This is a genomic window from Stenotrophomonas sp. GD04024 (assembly GCF_029837545.1).
Taxonomy (GTDB): Bacteria; Pseudomonadota; Gammaproteobacteria; order Xanthomonadales; family Xanthomonadaceae; genus Stenotrophomonas; species Stenotrophomonas forensis.
In genome coordinates this window covers 18,254-37,560 of the sequence record NZ_JAOEDV010000023.1, presented here as the reverse complement: position 1 = coordinate 37,560, position 19,307 = coordinate 18,254, and the positions used below count along the sequence as shown (strand labels likewise).

General features: G+C 67.5%; 16 protein-coding genes. 4 read left to right on the top strand and 12 right to left on the bottom strand.

Translation table 11 applies throughout. From position 1 onward, the window contains the following. Positions 1-95 precede the first annotated feature (95 nt). The 8 genes from N7590_RS09975 to aspS form a co-directional block, all read right to left on the bottom strand. Positions 96-1,946, bottom strand: coding sequence for a potassium transporter Kup (locus tag N7590_RS09975; RefSeq protein ID WP_168356094.1), 1,851 nt, complete (start codon positions 1,944-1,946; stop codon positions 96-98). A gap of 118 nt (positions 1,947-2,064) precedes the next feature. After that, positions 2,065-2,658, bottom strand: coding sequence for a Holliday junction branch migration protein RuvA (ruvA, locus tag N7590_RS09970; protein ID WP_005410756.1), 594 nt, complete (start codon positions 2,656-2,658; stop codon positions 2,065-2,067). Between the two features lie 13 nt (positions 2,659-2,671). Then, entirely contained in the window at positions 2,672-3,193 is a 522-nt protein-coding gene (gene ruvC, locus N7590_RS09965; protein WP_008268142.1) for a crossover junction endodeoxyribonuclease RuvC, read from the bottom strand. A gap of 104 nt (positions 3,194-3,297) precedes the next feature. Next, positions 3,298-4,029, bottom strand: a complete 732-nt coding sequence (locus N7590_RS09960) for a YebC/PmpR family DNA-binding transcriptional regulator (protein ID WP_053510284.1) — start codon at positions 4,027-4,029, stop codon at positions 3,298-3,300. Between the two features lie 162 nt (positions 4,030-4,191). Then, the gene (locus N7590_RS09955; protein ID WP_053450578.1) at positions 4,192-4,824 is read right to left on the bottom strand and encodes an alpha/beta fold hydrolase; all 633 of its coding nucleotides are present in this window, start codon (positions 4,822-4,824) and stop codon (positions 4,192-4,194) included. Positions 4,825-4,899: 75 nt separating this feature from the next. Further along, on the bottom strand, positions 4,900-5,421 hold the full coding sequence (locus tag N7590_RS09950) for a GNAT family N-acetyltransferase (RefSeq protein WP_164242248.1): 522 nt from the start codon (positions 5,419-5,421) through the stop codon (positions 4,900-4,902). A gap of 31 nt (positions 5,422-5,452) precedes the next feature. After that, the gene (locus tag N7590_RS09945) at positions 5,453-5,776 is read right to left on the bottom strand and encodes a hypothetical protein (protein ID WP_006438575.1); all 324 of its coding nucleotides are present in this window, start codon (positions 5,774-5,776) and stop codon (positions 5,453-5,455) included. 16 nt (positions 5,777-5,792) lie between these two features. Further along, the gene (aspS, locus tag N7590_RS09940) at positions 5,793-7,544 is read right to left on the bottom strand and encodes an aspartate--tRNA ligase (protein ID WP_164242246.1); all 1,752 of its coding nucleotides are present in this window, start codon (positions 7,542-7,544) and stop codon (positions 5,793-5,795) included. Between the two features lie 157 nt (positions 7,545-7,701). Between aspS and N7590_RS09935 the strand changes: the two genes are divergently transcribed. Beyond that, positions 7,702-8,442: a DUF3011 domain-containing protein gene (locus tag N7590_RS09935; RefSeq protein WP_164242244.1), complete on the top strand. Its 741-nt coding sequence runs from the start codon at positions 7,702-7,704 to the stop codon at positions 8,440-8,442. Positions 8,443-8,509: 67 nt separating this feature from the next. Here N7590_RS09935 and N7590_RS09930 read toward each other — a convergent pair whose 3' ends face one another. The 3 genes from N7590_RS09930 to blaL2 form a co-directional block, all read right to left on the bottom strand. Further along, positions 8,510-9,148, bottom strand: a complete 639-nt coding sequence (locus N7590_RS09930; RefSeq protein WP_053510278.1) for a hypothetical protein — start codon at positions 9,146-9,148, stop codon at positions 8,510-8,512. A 52-nt stretch (positions 9,149-9,200) separates the two neighbouring features. Continuing rightward, positions 9,201-10,415: a cation:proton antiporter gene (locus tag N7590_RS09925; RefSeq protein ID WP_279935437.1), complete on the bottom strand. Its 1,215-nt coding sequence runs from the start codon at positions 10,413-10,415 to the stop codon at positions 9,201-9,203. Between the two features lie 85 nt (positions 10,416-10,500). Then, positions 10,501-11,415, bottom strand: a complete 915-nt coding sequence (gene blaL2 / locus N7590_RS09920; protein WP_053510274.1) for a L2 family extended-spectrum class A beta-lactamase — start codon at positions 11,413-11,415, stop codon at positions 10,501-10,503. A gap of 174 nt (positions 11,416-11,589) precedes the next feature. Between blaL2 and ampR the strand changes: the two genes are divergently transcribed. Further along, positions 11,590-12,456 (top strand): LysR family transcriptional regulator AmpR, encoded by an 867-nt coding sequence (gene ampR / locus N7590_RS09915; RefSeq protein WP_164242242.1) that lies wholly within the window; start codon positions 11,590-11,592, stop codon positions 12,454-12,456. A gap of 78 nt (positions 12,457-12,534) precedes the next feature. On the opposite strand, the gene N7590_RS09910 is transcribed toward ampR, so the two are convergent. Beyond that, complete coding sequence (locus N7590_RS09910; RefSeq protein WP_006438468.1) at positions 12,535-14,400, bottom strand: ABC-F family ATP-binding cassette domain-containing protein; 1,866 nt, start codon at positions 14,398-14,400, stop codon at positions 12,535-12,537. 337 nt (positions 14,401-14,737) lie between these two features. Between N7590_RS09910 and N7590_RS09905 the strand changes: the two genes are divergently transcribed. Then, complete coding sequence (locus tag N7590_RS09905) at positions 14,738-17,125, top strand: TonB-dependent receptor (protein ID WP_164242240.1); 2,388 nt, start codon at positions 14,738-14,740, stop codon at positions 17,123-17,125. A gap of 200 nt (positions 17,126-17,325) precedes the next feature. Beyond that, positions 17,326-19,023: a YbaL family putative K(+) efflux transporter gene (gene ybaL / locus N7590_RS09900; RefSeq protein ID WP_164242238.1), complete on the top strand. Its 1,698-nt coding sequence runs from the start codon at positions 17,326-17,328 to the stop codon at positions 19,021-19,023. Positions 19,024-19,307 lie beyond the last annotated feature (284 nt).

The window sequence follows — 19,307 nt, the reverse complement described above, 5'->3', positions numbered from 1 at the left end:
CATGGCTGCTCCTGGTGGGTGTCGACCTTGGTCGACACAGTAGATCCACGCCATGCGTGGATGGAAGCATGGCGGTATCGAGGAAGGAAGCGGCCCTAGATCTCCACTTGGGCGCCCAATTCCACCAATCTGTTGCCCGGAATCCGGAAGAACCCCGTCGCCGGCGCGGCGTTGCGATGCATCAACGCGAACAGCTTGTCGCGCCAGATCGGCATGCCACGGTTGGCGGTGGCGACGATGGTCTCGCGGCTGGCGAAGAAGGTGGTGTCCATCGGGTCGAAGTAGATGCCACCGTGGTCGCACGAGCGCATCAGCGCCAGCGGCACGTCCGGGGTTTCCATGAAGCCGAAGCGCACGTAGACCCGGTAGAACTCGTCGCCCACCGATTCGATCTTCAGCCGCTGCCCTTCCATCGCATACGGGATCGGCAGGGTTTCCACGTGCAGGAACACGTTGCGCTCGTGCAGCACCTTGTTGTGCTTGAGGTTGTGCATCAGCGCGTGCGGAGCCACGGTCGGGTCGGCGGTGAGGAACACCGCGGTGCCCGGCACGCGCACCGGCGGCGCCAGCATCAGGCCCGGCAGGAAGGTATCCAGGCGGATGCCGTCCTTGCGGATTTCATCGCGCAGCAGCTCGCGGCCACGGCGCCAGGTGCGCATCATGGTGAACAGGAAGATGCCCAGCACCACCGGGAACCAGGCGCCCTGCAGCAGCTTGGCGCCGTTGGCGATGACGAAGCCGAGGTCGATGATGAAGAACACCACGCACAGCGGCAGGATCCAGTTGCGCGCCTTCGGCCACAGCGAACGCGCCACCAGCGCCAGCAGCAGGGTATCGATCAGCATGGTGGCCGATACCGAGATGCCGTAGGCCACGGCCAGGTTCGACGAGCTGCGGAAGGCCAGCACCAGGCCGATCACCATCACCGCGATGCCCCAGTTGATGCCCGGGATGTAGATCTGGCCGATGGTGTCGTGCGAGGTGTGCTTGATGCGCATACGCGGGATGTAACCCAGCTGCATGGCCTGGCGCGAGACCGAGAACGCACCGGTGATGACCGACTGCGAGGCGATCACCGCCGCCATCGTGGCCAGGATGATCATCGGGTACAGCGCCCACGGCGGTACTGCCTCGAAGAACGGGTTTTTCAGCGCCTCGGGGTGGTTGAGCACCAGTGCGCCCTGCCCCAGGTAGTTCAGCACCAGGCACGGCAGCACGAAGAAATACCAGGCGTGGCGGATCGGCTTGGCGCCGAAGTGGCCCATGTCGGCGTACAGCGCCTCGCCACCGGTCACCGCCAGCACCACCGCGCCCAGGATGAAGATGCCGTGCCAGCTGTGCTCCATGAAGAAGCGGATCGCCCACCACGGGTTGAAGGCCTTGAGCACTTCCGGTGCGTCTACGATGTTGTAGATGCCGATCGCGGCCAGCGAAATGAACCAGACCGAGGTGATCGGGCCGAACGCCTTGCCGATCTTCTCGGTGCCAAAGCGCTGCGCGGCGAACACCATCAGCAGCACCACCACCGTGATCGGCACAATGAAGGCATGCAGCCCGGGCGCGGCCACCTCCAGGCCTTCAACCGCACCCAGCACCGAGATCGCCGGGGTGATCACACCGTCGCCGAAGAACAGCGAGGCGCCGAAGATACCGAGGATGCCGACCACATAGGCCGAGCGCGACCCGTTGCGCAATGTGCGCTGGGTCAGCGCCATCAGCGCCATGATGCCGCCCTCGCCGTCGTTGTCGGCGCGCATGATGATGGTCACGTACTTCAGCGTGACCACGATGTTCAGCGCCCAGAACGCCAGCGACAGCACGCCCAGCACGGTGTCATGGTCGCTGTTGAGCCCGTAGTGCGGTGAGAACGCCTCCTTCAGGGTGTACAGCGGGCTGGTACCGATATCGCCGAAGACCACGCCGATCGCACCGATGATCAGCGCCATGCCTCCCGCGGGAGGGGCGTGACCGTGGCCACCGGGGGCGGCTGCGTGCGGGGTTTGACTGCTGGACATGGGACTCCTGGCGGGGCTCAGGCGGTTCGTTGGGGGAAAGGAAGGCGGCTCAGCGCAGCGCCGACTGCAGCGCCTTGCGGATCACGGTGGCCACTTCGTCGCCTTCATTGAAGGCATCACGCGCCATGCGCGCCGCTTCGGCCGGCTTGTAGCCCAGCTGCTGCAGGGCCACGGTGGCGTCGGACAACGGATCGGCCGGGGCCGGGCCACTGCCGGTGGGCAACGCGCCGCCCGCGCCGAACTGGGCGGCGCGGTCGCGCAGTTCCAGCACCATGCGCTCGGCGGTCTTCTTGCCGATGCCCGGAATGCGGGTCAGCGCGGTGATGTCACCGGCCTGGACCATGCGCGCGAACTCCTCGACGGTCACCCCGGACAGCACGGCCAGCGCGATCTTCGCGCCGATGCCGCTGACCTTCTGCACGTCGCGGAACAGGCGCCGCTCGCCCTCGCGCAGGAAGCCGTACAGCGAGACGCTGTCTTCCTTCTGCGAATAATGGGTATACAGGGTGACCTCGCGGCCGAGCTCGGGCAGGTCGTAGAAGGTGCTCATCGGCGCCTCCAGCTCGTAGCCCACCCCGTTCACGTCCACCACCAGCCACGGCGGCGCCTTGTAGGCGACGATGCCGCGCAGTCGACCGATCATTGCGTGCAGCTCCTCATTTGCGGCCCCACGCCTGGCGGGCGCTGAGCCCCAGGCGGTTGGCCGTTGCCCTCACGTGGGCATGGGTGATCGCCACCGCCAACGCGTCGGCCGCGTCGGCCTGCAGCTTGGTTTTCAGGTTGAGCATGAGCCCGACCATGTGTTGAACCTGTTGCTTTTCGGCGCCACCGCGACCGACCACCGCCAGCTTGATCTCGCTGGCAGCATATTCGTGCACCGGCAGGTCACGCAGCACCACGGCGGAAATCGCCGCGCCACGGGCCTGGCCCAGCTTCAGCGCCGAATCGGGGTTGCGGGCCATGAAGACCTTTTCGATGGCCACTTCGTTGGGCTGGTATTCCCGGCACAGGTCGGCCAGGCCCAGCACCAGCAGCTTCATGCGCTGCGGGAAATCGTCGGCGCCCAGCAGCACCAGCGGCTGGTGGTGCACGTGGCTGACGCGGCCGGCGGCGTCGACATCGATGATGCCGACCCCGGTCCGCTGCGAACCGGGGTCGATGCCGAGGATGCGGGTCATGCCGCACTCCTGGCGGGACGGAACGGGAAGCGCTGGCAGGCGTATGGGCTCATGTCTGTCCGCGGTGACCGTTCAACGGCCCGCGCCCAGGCCGTCAGGACGGCTCAGGCGTAGGCGTCGGCGCCGAGTTCGGCGTTGGAGTACACGTCCTGCACGTCGTCCAGGTCTTCGAGCATGTCCAGCAGCTTCTTGACCTGCAGGGCGACCTCGCCCTCGACCTTGATGTCGTTGTCCGCGCGGAAGGTGATCTCGGCGTGGCCGGCGACATGGCCGGCCGCAGCCATCGCGTCCTTGACCGCGTTGAACGCGTCAGGACTGGTGACCACATCGATCGCACCGTCGTCCGGGTAGACCACGATGTCATCGGCGCCGGCCTCGATGGCCGCCTCGGTGATCGCCTCTTCATCGGCCCCCGGGGCGAAGCTGAGCACGCCCAGGCGCTTGAACATGAACGCCACCGAGCCTTCGGTGCCCATGTTGCCGCCGCACTTGCTGAACGCATGGCGGACATCGGCCACGGTGCGCACGCGGTTGTCGGTCAGGCAGTCGACGATGACGGCCACGCCGCCCGGGGCATAGCCCTCGTAGCGGATTTCCTCGTAGTCGACGCCTTCCAGCTCACCGGTGGCCTTCTTGATGGCGCGCTCGATCACGTCCTTGGACATGTTCACGGCCAGGCCCTTGTCCATCGCCACGCGCAGGCGCGGGTTGTTGTTGGGGTCGCCTCCACCGCCGCGCGCGGCTACGCCGATCTCGCGGATGATCTTGGTGAAAATCTTGCCGCGCTTCGCGTCGGACGCGTTCTTGCGGGCTTCGATGGAGGGGCCTCTACCCATGGGTGCTACCGTCTGGCTGCTTCAGGATCAAGGCGCGGATTCTACCTGATCGCGCGCTGCAACCGTGTCTAGGGCGGAGGGATGCCGGCAGGTCATGCCCGGCGGAGAGCGTGCGAACCAACGGTTCGCACCCACCAAAGCAGGCCGGCCGCACCCACCCACCTACGCGGCAGCGGCGTCGCGGCTGTGGTCGAACTGGCCGTGGCGCAGGAAATACGCGGTCTGCCGTGCGGCATCGGGCGATACCACCAGGCCGCTGTGGCTGGTGCGCACCACGCAATGGTCGGAAAGGCCCGGCAGGCGCGTCTCGGCCAGCGCCACCGTGCCATCGGAGGCGTCGTCCATCGCGCCCAGCAGGCTGCCCAGCCCATGCGGCACCGAGCCGGCGATCAGGCCGACCTCGGCCTTGCCCTGCCAGTCCGGCAGGCCATCCAGCAGCAGCTCGCTGCTGCGCCCCAGCGCCAGGCCCCAGCCATGGTCGGACAGCGACCGCGCGGTGCCGCTGCCACGCAGCGGCGAGCCCAGGCAGACCACGCGCTGAACATCCAGCTGCGGCTGGCGGCGCAGGGCCTCCAGCGCCAGCAACCCACCCAGGCTGTGGCCGACCAGCGACAACGGCCCGGCGTCGGTCAGGCGCTCCAACAGCTGCGGCACGGCCACGTCGGGGCCACCGAACACCGAGGAATAACCGAAGGCGTGCACCTGGAAACCACGCGCGCGCAGGCGCCAGGCCAGCGGCCCGACCCAGGCACGGGCATTCCAGATGCCATGCAGCAGCAATACGGGGGGAGTCATGCAAACAGCCTGGCGGTCAGCGGGGCAGGAACGTACGGTGATTGAACACGCGCGCGCAGCAAGCGGCGGTGAACGTCAGGCCACGCGCGGTGCGCGGCGCAGGATGAATTCGAGATCGTGGGTGTCACCGACCGGGAACAGGTACTCGCCGGCTTTCTCGAACCCGTAGCGGGCGTAGAAGCGCTGCGCGCCGAAATTCTCCGACCACACGCCCAGCCACAGCGTGCGCGGGCCTTCATGCTCCAGCCAGGCCAGTGCGGTTTCCAGCAGGCGGCTGCCCCAGCCACAACTCTGCTGGGTCTTGATGAGATACAGGCGCTTGAGTTCGCCGTCACCGGGCTTCACCTCCGGATGCGGCAGGCCACAGGGGCCGGCGGCGGCATGGCCGACCGCCTCCCCGTCCAGCTCCAGCAGCCACACCGCGTAGTCCGGGTGGGCCAGGATCACGCACTGGCGCTCGACCGAGTAGGCCTCCTCGAGGAAGGCCTGCAGGTCCTGCGGCGGGTACAGATGGCCGAAGGTTTCGGTGAACGTGCGGGCGGCCAGCGCCGACAGGGTCGGCGCGTCGTCCACGGTGGCGCGGCGGATGGAATACATGCAGGAAGTTGACGTCAGGGCGACGCGCGGGTCAAGCCTTTTCCGGCGCTTCCGCGGCTTCGTCTTCCTCGTCCTCTTCCTCGTATTCCTCTTCGTCCTCGTCCTCTTCTTCCTCGCCTTCCTCGTCCTCGTCGTACTCTTCCTCTTCGTCGTCCTCGTAATCCTCGACGCCGAAGTCTTCACCATCCCAACGGCCTTCGCCGTCGGCGACGAAGGTCAGGGCCATCGCCGCCGGATTGGTACCGACGCGGACCAGCCAACCCCCGAACACGCGCGCACGCTCGGTGACCAGGTTGGCCTCGGAGCCTTCATTGCCCAGCTTTTCCCACTCCAGCGAAAACGCAAACTCGGTCATTGCCTGGATCTCCTGATCAGTTGGTCTTGGGGCGAACCTGGATGTGCACTTCGGCCAGCTGCGCGTCGACGATCGGCGACGGCGCGTCGGTCATCAGATCCTGTGCACCGGTGGTCTTCGGGAACGGGATGACGTCGCGGATCGATTCGGTGCCGGCCATCAGCGCGGCGATGCGGTCGATGCCGAAGGCGATGCCACCGTGCGGCGGCGCGCCGTAGTTCAGCGCGTCGAGCAGGAAGCCGAACTTGGCGCGGGCTTCTTCGGCGCCGATGCCGAGCAGTTCGAACACTGCGCTCTGCATGTCCGGACGGTGGATACGGATCGAACCGCCGCCGATTTCATTGCCGTTGAGCACCATGTCGTAGCCGCGCGAGACGGCGGTACGGGCGTTGGCGCGCAGGTCGGCGATGTCATCCACGGCCGGTGCGGTGAAGGGGTGATGCAGGGCGACGTAGCGCTGTTCTTCCTCGTCCCACTCGAACATCGGGAAGTCGGTGACCCACAGCGGGGCCCAGCCGTCGGCGACCAGGCCGAAGTCCTTGCCGGCCTTCAGGCGCAGGGCGCCCATGAAGTCGGACACCTTGTTGTAGCCACCGGCACCGAAGAACACGATGTCGCCGTTGCCGGCGCCGACGTGGGCGACCAGGGCGGCGAAGGATGCCTCGCTGAAGAACTTCTGGATCGGCGAGCTGACTTCGCCGTTCTCGGCGATCTTGATGTAGGCCAGGCCCTTGGCGCCGTACTTGGCGGCGTGCGCGGCGTACTCGTCGATCTGCTTGCGCGACAGCGAGGCGCCGCCCGGGATGCGCAGCGCGGCGACGCGACCCTCGGCATCATTAGCCGGGCCGGTGAACACGGCGAATTCGCTGTCCTTGACCAGCTCGGCCACGTCCACCAGTTCCAGCGCGATGCGCAGGTCCGGCTTGTCCGAGCCGTAGCGGCGCATGGCTTCGGCCCAAGTCATGCGCGGGAAGCTGGCATCCAGCTCGACGTCGACCACTTCCTTGAAGATGGCGCGGATCATGTTCTCGACGAAATCCTGCACGTCGCGTTCGCGGACGAAGGCGAACTCCATGTCCAGCTGGGTGAATTCCAGCTGGCGGTCGGCACGCAGGGCTTCGTCGCGGAAGCAGCGCGCGATCTGGTAGTAGCGGTCGAAGCCGGCCACCATCAGGATCTGCTTGAACAGCTGCGGGCTCTGCGGCAGGGCGTAGAACTCGCCCGGGTGCATTCGCGCCGGCACCAGGAAGTCGCGCGCGCCTTCCGGGGTGGCCTTGGTCAGGATCGGGGTCTCGATGTCCTGGAAGCCCTTTTCGTCCAGGTGGCGGCGCAGCGCCTGCACCAGCTTGATGCGGGTGCGCTGCATGCGCTGCATTTCCGGTCGGCGCAGGTCCAGGTAGCGGTACTTCAGGCGGGTTTCCTCGCCCGGGTTCTCATGGGCGTGGAACGGCAGCGGCGCGGCCTTGTTCAGCACGGTGATGGCAGTGGCGATCACTTCCACCTTGCCGGTGCGCATCTTGTCGTTCACCGCATGGCGGGCACGCACCACGCCTTCCACCTGCAGCACGTCCTCGTAGCCCAGCGACGCGGCCACGGCGAACACTTCGGCGTTGTCCACCTCCACCGTCACCTGCACGATGCCTTCATGATCTCGAAGATCGATGAAGCAGACGCCGCCCTGGTTACGGGCCACGTCGGTCCAACCGGCGAGGGTGACAGTCTGGCCAATCAGGGTCTCGTCGACCAGGCCGCAGAAGTGGGTACGCATGGGGGAAGCTCCGCTGGAGAACGCCGGCACCGGATGGGGGCCGGAAAGCCTCGTATTCTGCGGCCGAGGCCCCGGCCGGGGCAAATCCGGCCAGTCACACCGGCTTGATCGCCCCCCTCCCTATAGTCGGGCACCTGCCACCGTATGGGATGCCGCCATGAAACCGCTGTCCCTGGCCAGCCTGGCCGTGACCCTCAGCCTGGGTGCGCTGGGCACCCTCGCCCTGCCCGTCCCTTCCGCCACTGCGCAGAACGGGGTGATCCGCTGCGAAAGCCAGAGCAACCGCGAACGGGTCTGCAACACCGGCTGGCGCAACGCGCAGCTGGTCCGCCAGTTGTCCGGCAGCCCGTGCGAGGAAGGCCGCACCTGGGGCAGCCGCAACGGCAGCATCTGGGTCACCAGCGGCTGCCGCGCCGAATTCGTCGAGTCCCGTGGCGGCTGGGGCGGCGGCAACGGCGGTGGCTGGGGCGGCAACAACGGCCGCCCGGGCGACACCATCCGCTGCGAAAGCCAGAACAACCGCGAGCGCAGCTGCCCGGTCGGCTGGCGCAATGCCCGCCTGGTGCGCCAGCTGTCCGGCAGCCCCTGCGACGAGGGCCGCACCTGGGGCGTGCGCAATGGCGCGGTCTGGGTCAGCAATGGCTGCCGCGCCGAATTCGCCGAAGCCCGCGGCTGGGGCGGCGGCGGCGGCTGGGGCGGTGGCAACAGCAACTACTCGGTCACCTGCAGCAGCAACAACAACCGCTCGCAGACCTGCGACTGGGATGACCGCCAGGGCCGGCCGGTGCTGCAGCAGCAGCTGTCCGGCAGTGCCTGCCAGGAAGGCCGCAGCTGGGGCTATGCGCGCGGGCAGGTGTGGGTGAGCAACGGCTGCCGCGCGCGCTTTGGTACGCGCTGAACCCCCGGGGTCGGATCCCTGCCTGGGCTCCGACCCTGGCCAGGCATTCACCCGCGCATCGCGTGATCTACTGGGGTGCCTTCTCGTCACCCCAGGGCGCTGGCGGCAGGTCGACCGGCTGGCTCAGGTCGAACTGCACGCGGAAACGGCGCCCGTCGGGACGGGTCAGTTCGTAGACGAACGTCTGGTCGGGGTCGATTTCCATCGCCCAGGTATTGAACGTCGAGGCCAGCATGTCGGCCCGACGGAACATCGCCACTGAATCGGCATCGGCCGGGAACTGCTGGCGCTCGGCGGTTCCCGGCGGCGTGCTGTCGCCGCCGTACAGGGTGATCGCATCCGGGCTGCCGTCCTGGTGGCGATGATCGTGCTTCAGGCGGAGGCCGTTCGGCGTACGGGTCAGCACCCAGGTGCGCGAATGGTCATCGCCGACATGGAACGGGATGCGCAGCTCGTGTGCCGGGTCGGCACAGCCACGCACGTGCATGACCAGGCGCTGGCCCGCGAACGGGTCCTTGCCGGCAGGTGCCGGCGTGTCCTCCACCACCTTGCCGGCGTAAGCCTGGCCGCAGTGCGCGGCAATGGCCGCCATGAAGGCATCGGCCGGTGCGGTCGCCAGATCATGGGCGACCGTATCGGAGCGCTGCGAACAGGCCGCGAGGCCGAGCAGGAGGGCGGAAGCGGTGACAACGGCAGGCAGTTTCATGCCCCAACCCTAACGGCCTGCGCCGATGGGCGCAAACCGTGCAGGTGCCCGCTCAGCGTGGCGCGGGCTGCGCCTCCGGCAGCGTCTCGGTGGCTGCCACCGGCGCGGACTCGCCCTCGCCTGCCGGCTCCTGTTCCACCGGATCGACATCGAACGGCGTGCGGAACACCAGCGACGGCAGCAGCGTGGTCAGTGCTGCGTACAGCAGCAGCGCGCCGAACAGCACCGCCGGAATCTGGAAGCGCTCGCGCATGATCGCCGCCAGCACCAGGGTGAAGATCAGCGTCGGCGCCAGCGCCAGCGAGACGCGCAGGCTGCTGCGGAAACTCTCGCCGAACATCACCCGCCGCTGCAGCCAGACCACGCCGATGCGCAGCGGCAGCACCACCAGGGTGATCACGATGCCCAGCCCCAGCGCCTCGAAGCTGAGCGCTTCGCTGGGCACCTTGGTGCCGGCGTTGAAGAAATAGAACGGCACGAAGAACGAGGCGAACAGGCGCAGCGCGTGCAGGTTCTCGTGCGAGGCCAGCAGCGGCATCCGCTGGTGCAGCAGGCGCGCGACCAGGCCGGCGATGAACGCGCCCACCAGGTAGTACACGCCCAGCAGATAGGTGATGTAGGCCGCGACCATGCCGACCATCACCAGCAGCGAGAACTCCGAGCCGGGCGCGTGCGGTGCCACCCAGCGTCCCAGCGCGATGAACAGCAGCGGCAGGCCGATCATCATTACCTGCAGGGCCAGGCTGGACAGCGCCATATGGCCCGGGTCACCGGCCTGCAGCACGATGAACAACGCCGCCAGCGCCAGCAGTTCGCCGGCAATGGCCTTGCTGGTCACCCAGAACCGCTCGTCTTCGCTCAGGCCCAGCCGCGACAGCGAATCCATGATGAAGCCGGTGGAGGGCGTCAGCAGCGCCAGCGCCAGCAGGCCCGCGGCCTGCCACGGCAGCTCCGCGTAGCGCCAGGCCAGCCAGCCCACGCCGAACAGCGTGCCGGTGCGGATCACCAGGTGCGCCAGCAGCGGCCACATGCCACGGCGCAGGGCCTGCAGATCCACTTCCAGGCCGGCGAACAGGAACAGCGAGGAAATGCCCAGTGTGGCCAGCAGGCCGATCACCGCATCGTGCGCCTGGTCACCCAGCCACAGCATGCCGATGATGCCGAACAGCAGGCAGGTCAGCGGCGCCGGCAGGCTGAATCGCTGCAGCGCGCGGGGGATCACCAGCAGCGCGAAGATCAGCAGCAGGTAGATCAACTCATGGCTCATCAGGGTCTTCCGTGGGGTTCGAACGCGCGCAGGATGCGCGTGCCGGACCGATCCGGCAAGCCATTTTCGAATGACCCCGGTTACCTCATCCGATCATCGCATCGGCCAGCGCACCCACCCGTGCGAGCACGGCTGCACGCTGGTCGTCGTCGACCGACGCGCCTTGCAGATAGGCGGTGACCACCCACGCTGGGCCGCCCGCATGCGGCCACAGCACGGCGATGTCGTTGCGCGTGTCATCACCGTTGCTGCCGGTCTTGTCGCCCACCCGCCAGCGCTTGCCCAGCCCGGCGCGCAGGCAGGCATCGCCGGTCTGGTTGTCGATCAGCCAATCGGCGAACTGCTGGCGCGATGCCGGCTGCAGGCCATTGCCCACCGCGAAGCGGGCCAGGCTGGTGGCCATCGCGGCCGGGCTGGTGGTATCGCGCGGGTCTCCCTTCGCGAACAGATTCATGTCCGGCTCGTTGCGGTCATTGCGGGTAACGCTGTCGCCCTGCCCGCGCAGGAATGCCGTCAGCGCCGACGGCCCGCCTACCACGTCCAGCAGCAGGTTGGCCGCGGTGTTGTCGCTGGTGGTCAGCGTGCCCCGGCACAGGTCGCGCACCGTCAGGTCCTTGCCCACATGGCGGCGCGCCACCGGAGCGTAGGACAGCAGATCCTGCTCAGCGATGGGCACACGGGTGTCGAGCGAAACGCGGCCTGCATCCGCCAGGCTCAGCACATGGGCCACCAGCATCGATTTGAACGTGCTGCACATCGGGAAGCGTTCGTCCTGCCGATGCCCGCCGATGCGACGGCCACTACCGGTGTCCAGCACGGCCACGCCCAGGCGGCCACCACTGGCTTTTTCCAGCGCGGCGAAATCGGCGGCGCCGGCAATGGCGGCGTTCGCAGCGGATGTGCCGGACGCAGGTACAACGGCCCGCGCCAGCGCAGGGGCAAGCAGCGAGGAAGCAACGGCAGCACCACTGAACTGCAGGAATCGGCGACGGGCGAGCATAGGGGTTCTCCTGGTGACCGCTCGATTATTGACGCCGCCTGCGGGGCCGACCAGCGCAAAGAATCAGCACTAGGCATGAACTTAACTCATGCCGCCAGCATTCAACCCCTTAATTTCACGAAATAAGCCCGTGAGGCGTTAGGATCAGCCATCACTCCAGCTCACGACTTCGCAATGCTGCACCCCACCCTGCCGCTGAATGCGCTGCGCGCCTTCGAAGCCGCCGCCCGCCACCAGAACTTCACCCGTGCCGCACTGGAGCTGTGCGTCAGCCAGGCGGCGTTGAGCCATCAGATCCGTGGCCTGGAGGATCGGCTCGGCATCCGGCTGTTCCATCGCCTGCCGCGTGGCGTCGCACTGACCGATGAGGGGGCGGCGCTGTATCCCGTGCTCAACGAATCGTTCGAGCGCATCTCGGCCAGCATCGCGCGTTACACCGGTGGGCCCGCGCGTGAGGTGCTGACGTTGGGCGTGGTCGGCACCTTCGCCACCGGCTGGCTGCTGCCACGGCTGGCCGCATTCGAGGCTGCGCATCCGGACATCGAGCTGCGCCTGCAGACCCACAACAACCGCATCGACCTGGCCGGCGAAGGGCTGGACCTGGCGATCCGCTTCGGTGACGGCGACTGGCAGGGCCAGGCCTGCACGGCGATTCTCGATGCACCCTTCGCGCCGCTGTGTGCGCCGGCCCTGGCACGACGGCTGAAGCAACCGCGCGACCTCGCCACGCTGCCGTTGCTGCGCTCTTACCGCAGCGACGAGTGGCCGCGCTGGCTGCAGGCGGCCGGGGTCAGTGGCGTGGAAGCACGCGGGCCGGTGTTCGATTCGTCACTGACCGTGGCGATGGCTGCCGCCGGGGGCGCGGGCGTGGCCCTGCTGCCGCTGCGCATGTTCGAGCAGGAACTGGCCGAAGGCCGGCTGCTGCAGCCGTTCGCCACCACGCTGGAGCTGGGCCGCTACTGGCTGACCCGGCTGCGCTCGCGTGCCGAGCGTGAGCCGGCGAAGCGGTTCCGTGAATGGCTGCAGGCGCAGGGCGCGTAGGTAGTGCCGGCCGCCGGCCGGCAACTCCTTGATCGTTGGGGGCGCCCCGCGCTGCCGGCCAGCGGCCGGCACTACCGGTCAGGACTCCAGCAGCTCCATCCACGCCGCTTCGGCCTTTTCCAGCTGCGCGGCCGCGGTTTCGCGGTCGCGGCCGATCACCGCCATGCGGGTGGCATCAGCGTAGTTGGCCGGGTCGGCCAGCTGGCGGTCCAGCTCGGCCAGTGCACCTTCCAGTTCGGCCACCTTGGCTTCGGCAGCGGCCAGCTTGTGCGGGTTCACCGGCTTCTTCTGCACCACCTGCGCCACCGGTGCGGTCTTGACCACCACCGGCTCCTCCACCTGCTCCATGCGTGCCTTGGTGCCCTGCGCCTGCGGACGGGTGCGCAGCCACGCGGCATACGCATCGAGGTCGCCGTCGAACGGCTCGACCACGCCATCGGCCACGCGCCAATAGGTATCGCAGACCAGGCCGATCAGGTGGCGATCATGCGAGACCATCACGATCGCGCCCTCGAAGGTCGCCAGTGCTTCGGCCAGCGCTTCGCGCATTTCCAGGTCAAGGTGGTTGGTCGGTTCGTCCAGCAGCAGCACGTTCGGCTGCTGCCAGGCGATCAGTGCCAGTGCCAGGCGCGCGCGCTCGCCACCGGAGAAGCCATCAACCGGCTCGAACGCGCGGTCGCCGGGGAAGTTCCACTTGCCGAGGAAGTCGCGGAACGACTGGTTCGGTGCATCCGGCGCGATCTCGCGGAAGTGCTCCATCGGCGACTGGCCTTCGTGCAGCGACTCCACCGTGTGCTGGGCGAAGTAGCCGATCTTCAGGTCCGGGTGCGCCATGCGCTCGCCGACGATCGGCGCCAGTTCGCCCACCAGGGTTTTGACCAAGGTGGTCTTACCGGCACCGTTCGGGCCGAGCAGACCGATGCGCTGGCCCGCTTCCAGGCCGAAACCGACGTTGTGCAGGATCACCGCGTCCTTTCCATAGCCGGCCTCAACGTGATTCAGGCGGATCAGCGAGAACGGCAGCTTGGCCGGCGGCGCGAACTCGATGCGGAACTCGCGCTCGGCACGCACCGCTTCGGTACCGGCCAGCTTGGCCAGGCGCTTCATGCGGCTCTGTGCCTGCGCGGCCTTGCTGGCCTGCGCCTTGAAGCGGTCGATGAAGCTCTGCAGGTGGGCGCGTTCGGCCTGTTCCTTCTCGTGCGCGATCTGCTGCTGGCGCAACTGTTCGGCGCGCTGGCGCTCGAAATCGGTGTAGCCGCCCGGGTAGAGCTTGGCACCGCCACCGTGCAGGTGCAGGGTGTGGGTGGCCACGTTGTCGAGGAACTCGCGGTCATGCGAGATCAGCAGCAGCGTACCCGGGTACTTCAGCAGCCACTGTTCCAGCCAGTACACCGCGTCCAGATCGAGGTGGTTGGTCGGTTCGTCCAGCAGCAGCAGGTCGCTGGGCATCATCAGCGCGCGGGCCAGGTTCAGGCGCACGCGCCAGCCGCCGGAGAACGAGGACACCGCGCGGTGGTGGGTCTCGGCCGGGAAGCCGAGGCCGTGCAGCAGCTTGCCGGCGCGCGCTTCGGCGTCGTAGGCGTTGAGCTCGGCCATCTTCGTATGCGCCTCAGCGACCGCTTCCCAGTCCTCGCGGGCGGTGGCGTCGGCTTCGGCGGCCAGCACCGCGGCCACCTCGATATCGCCGCCCAGCACGAAGCTCAGCGCCGGGTCGGGCAGCGACGGGGTTTCCTGGGCCACGCTGGCGATGCGCACCTTGCCGGGCAGGTCGACGTCGCCCTTGTCCGCCTCCAGCTCGCCCTTCACCGCCGCGAACAGGCTGGACTTGCCAGCACCGTTGCGGCCGACCACACCCACCCGGTAACCGGCGTGCAGGGTCAGGTCGACATTGGACAACAGCAGCCGCTCGCCGCGGCGCAAGGCGAAATTACGAAGGGAAATCATCGGGGGAGGGGTCCATATAACCGGATGGAATGTGCTGGTGAGCACTGTTCCTGCGACGCAATTCTAGCGTTAACGAATACTTGACGCGTCCCGGGATGCGCGGCGGCCGACGTTCCTCTCTCCCACGTCCTCGCCGCGCGCCTCCCGGGCTCCCCCTCCCCGCCTGTGCCTGTGCGAGCTAAATGGTTGCTGCTGCAACGTTTTTTTCGATGACCGGCATTTGACAGCCACTGAATATCCCGTTAATTCCTGCCTTGCGCACCGCAACAACCGCCGTCCGCCTCACCCCCGTGATGTCGATTCCGGTGCCACCCCCGCCAACCGGAGCCCCATCCCGATGACCCGCAAGACCAGCCTGATCGCCGCCGCCGTCGCTGTCGCACTCGGTGGCTCTCCGTTCGTCGCCGCTGCCCAGCAGGCCGGCACCGCCGCCAACACCCTGGACACGGTGATCGTCACCGGCACCCGCGTGGCCGACCGCACGGTCGCCGAATCACAGTCGCCGATCGACATCATCACCCCGGAAATCCTGCAGTCCACCGGCACCGGTGAACTGGCCACCGCGCTGTCGCGCGCCCTGCCCTCGCTGAACTTCCCGCGCCCGGCCCTGACCGACGGCACCAGCGGCGTGCGCCCGGCGCAGCTGCGCGGCCTGTCGCCGGACCAGGTGCTGGTGCTGGTCAACGGCAAGCGCCGCCATACCTCGGCGATGATCAACGTCAACGGCAGCATCGGCCGTGGTTCGTCGGCGGTGGACATCAACGCGATCCCGATCGCCGCCATCGAGCGCGTGGAAGTGCTGCGCGACGGCGCTTCGGCACAGTACGGCTCGGATGCCATCGCCGGCGTCATCAACATCGTGCTCAAGGGCAGCGGCCGCGGCGGCAGCCTGGCGGTGGACTATGGCCAGTATTCGGCCGGCGACGGCAACAAGTACCAGCTGTCCGGTGATACCGGCGTCGAGTTCGGCAACGGCCGTGGCCGCGTGCACGTGGCCGGCCAGATCAGCCAGCAGGACGAGAGCAACCGCGCCGGCCCTTACCGCGGCACCACCCCGAACACCGGCAATTTCCCCAGCATCGGCCAGACCACCTTCATCGTCGGCGACCCGCGCGTGGATGCCACCGCCGCCTCGGCCAACGCCAGCTTCGACTTCAGCGACCATGTGACCGGCTACGCCAGCGCGCTGCTGAGCAACCGCGACATCACCTCGTTCGCGTTCTACCGCTCGCGCAACCACAACGGGCAGAGCGCGCTGCTGGCGCAGACCTACCCGGACGGCTTCGTGCCGGAGATCAACCAGTACTCCAAGGACCGCTCGCTGGTGGCCGGGGTCAAGGGCAACACCGACAACGGCTGGACCTGGGACCTGAGCCTGAACCATGGCGAGAACACCCTGGACTTCCACACCCGCAACAGCATCAACTACAGCCTGGGCGCCACCAGCCCGCGCTCGTTCTACGACGGCACGCTCAAGTACCAGCAGGACATCTTCAACGCCGACCTGACCAAGTCGCTGGACTGGGGCCTGGCCTATCCGGTCACGCTGTCCTTCGGCGGTGAATACCGCAAGGAGAAGTGGGACCAGAACCCCGGTGAGCTGAATTCGTACACCGGCAGTGGCGCGCAGGGCTTCGGCGGTTTCACCCCGACCAACGAAGTGCATGCCGACCGCCACAACTACGCGGTCTACGCCGGCCTGGAAGCGGACCTGACCGAGAAGTTCTCGGCCGGCATCACCGGCCGTTACGAGGACTACTCGGACTTCGGCGACCGTTTCTCCGGCAAGCTGTCGGCACGCTATGCGTTCACCGACAAGGTCGCGCTGCGGGCAACCGCCTCCAGCGGCTTCCGTGCACCGTCGCTGGCGCAGCAGGGCTACCAGGCAGTGACCAGCCAGTTCACCAACGGCGTGTTCGTCGAGCGCGGCACCTTCCCGACCACCAGCGCGGCTGCACAGGCACTGGGCGCCTCGCCGCTGAAGGCCGAGACCTCCACCTCCTACAGCCTGGGCCTGGTGCTGCAGCCGGTCGACCGCCTGTACATCACCGTCGACGCATACCAGATCGACATCGATGACCGCATCGCGCTGTCGTCCAGCATCACCACCAACGCCGCCAGCAGCGCGCTGCTGACCAGCCTCGGCCTGCCGCAGGTGACCGCGTTCTCGTACTTCACCAACGGCCTGGATACGCGCACCCGGGGTGTCGACTTCGTGTCCAGCTACACCGTCCCGTTCGCGGCCAGCAGCCTGGAACTGACCGCGGCCTACAGCTACAACGACACCGAAGTGCGTCGCGTCGGCGGCACTCCGGCGGTGTTCGGTACGCTGGGCCTGACCCAGTCGCTGATCGGCCGCGATGAAATCGGCCGCATCGAGGACAGCTACCCGCGCGACAAGGCGATCCTGAGCGGCACCTGGCGTTCGGACCACTGGGAACTGGGCCTGGCCGCCACCCGCTACGGCAAATTCACGGTGCGCAATTCGGCCACCGCGCTGCGCGACCAGACCTATGGCGACGCCTGGGTGGTGGATGCCTCGGCCAGCTACAAGCCGAGCAGCAACTGGACCCTGACCGTGGGCGCGGACAACCTGCTGGACAAGTACCCGGACCGCACCGAAGACCTGCAGAACTCCACCTTCGGCATGCTGCCCTACAGCAACTACTCGCCGTTCGGCTTCAACGGCGCGTATGTGTACGGCCGCATCAAGTACACCTGGTAAGCGGTAGTGCCGGCCGCTGGCCGGCAACCCCTCGCCGCATCTGGAGCAAAGCCCCTTCGTGTTGAAGGAGCGCGCCGAAGGCGGGGGTAGAGGAGAAATGCATGGGCAAACCCGCCGGCCACGGCGTGTGACCGGCGGGTTTGCCGTATCTGGCCTCATCGGTGAAAATCGGGACATCCCCCCGATTTCTGCGAGAGCCGATGCACCATGACACCGACCTGATCAACATCGTGGCCGTTGGCCTGGGGCTCGCCTTCATCTTCGGCGCGCTGGCCAACAAGCTGCGCTTGTCTCCGCTGGTCGGTTATCTGGTTGCTGGCATCTGTGTAGGCCCGTTCACCCCCGGCTTCGTCGCCGACCAGGCGCTGGCCAACCAGTTGGCCGAACTGGGCGTGATGCTGCTGATGTTCGGCGTTGGCCTGCACTTCTCGCTGAAGGACCTGATGGCGGTCAAGGCGATCGCCATTCCCGGCGCCATCGGCCAGATCGCGGTGGCCACCCTGCTCGGCTGGGGCGTGGCCTGGTTGATGGGCTGGCCGGCCCTGCACGGTGTCATCTTCGGTTTCTCGCTGGCCACCGCCAGCACCGTGGTGCTGCTTCGGGCCATGGAGGAACGCCGCCTGCTGGAAACCATGCGCGGCAAGATCGCGGTCGGCTGGCTGATCGTGGAAGACCTGGCCTGTGTGCTGGCGCTGGTGATGATGCCGGTGCTGGCCGGTGTATTCGGCCCCGAGGCCTCCAAGGAAACCCACAGCATCGGCAGCGTGCTGGCCGACATCGGCTGGACCTTCGTGCAGCTGGGCCTGTTCGTGGCGGTGATGCTGGTGGTCGGCCGCCGGGTCATTCCGTGGATCCTCGAACGCATTGCCGGTACCGGTTCGCGCGAACTGTTCACGCTGTCGGTGCTGGCGATCGCGCTGGGCGTGGCGTTCGGCTCGGCGATGCTGTTCGGCGTTTCGTTCGCGCTGGGCGCGTTCTTCGCCGGCATGCTGCTCAACGAATCGGAACTGAGCCACAAGGCCGCGCATGATTCGCTGCCGCTGCGCGATGCGTTCGCGGTGCTGTTCTTCGTCTCGGTCGGCATGCTGTTCGACCCCAACATCCTCGTGCAGCATCCATGGCAGGTGCTGGCCACGGTGCTGATCATCATGTTCGGCAAGTCGGCCGCCGCGTTCTTCATCGTGCGTGCCTTCGGCCACCCCACCAGCACCGCGCTGACCATCTCGGCCAGCCTGGCGCAGATCGGCGAATTCGCCTTCATCATCGCCGGCCTCGGCGTGGCGCTGCAGATCCTGCCGAAGGAAGGCCAGTCGCTGGTCCTGGCCGGCGCGCTGGTCTCGATCATGCTCAACCCGCTGGTGTTCGGCCTGCTGGACCGCTGGCAGGCCAAGCAGGAGCAGTTGCCACAGCCGCCCGAGCCGGAAGAAGCCACCGGCCCGTCCCGGGACCTGCATGACCACGCCATCGTGATCGGTTATGGCCGCGTTGGCAGCGAACTGGCGCAGGTGCTGCGCGACCGTGGCGTGCCGGTGCTGGTGATCGATGACAACAAGGAGCACGTCGAGCAGGCCCACGCCAAGGGCCTGGCGGCGATCCGTGGCAGTGCCGCCGCCGACCGGGTGCTGGCCGAGGCGCACCCCGAACGCGCGAAGATCGCGGTGCTGGCGATTCCGCAACCGCTGGAAGCCGGCGAGGCGCTGGCCAAGCTGCGCGCGATCAATCCCGACCTGACCCTGCTGGCGCGTGCGCACAGCGATGCCGAAGTGAAGCATCTGCTGGAGCACGGTGCCGATGGCACGGTGATGGCCGAGCGCGAGCTGGCCTATTCGCTGGCGGAGATGATCATGTCGACGCCGCCGTACCGGAACCTGGGGCAGCACAGCATTCCGGTGGTGTGAGGGGCAGCGTGTGCAGGGCTTGCAGCCCTGCACCTGCCGAAGCAACGGCAACAGCAACGGCAACGACAAAAGCAGAAGCTGACATTCCGTGGGATGGCGGGGTGGGTCCAGTTGCTGTTGGTGGGTGTCGACCTTGGTCGACACGGCGGCACAAAAAAATCCCCGGTCGACCCGCATCGACCGGGGATCTGGATCGCCACGTTGCCACGCCTTGGAGAGGCAGTTCCACCGTAGCGCATCGCAGCGCCCGTGGTGATCGCCTGTGGCGATGACGACCAAGCCCG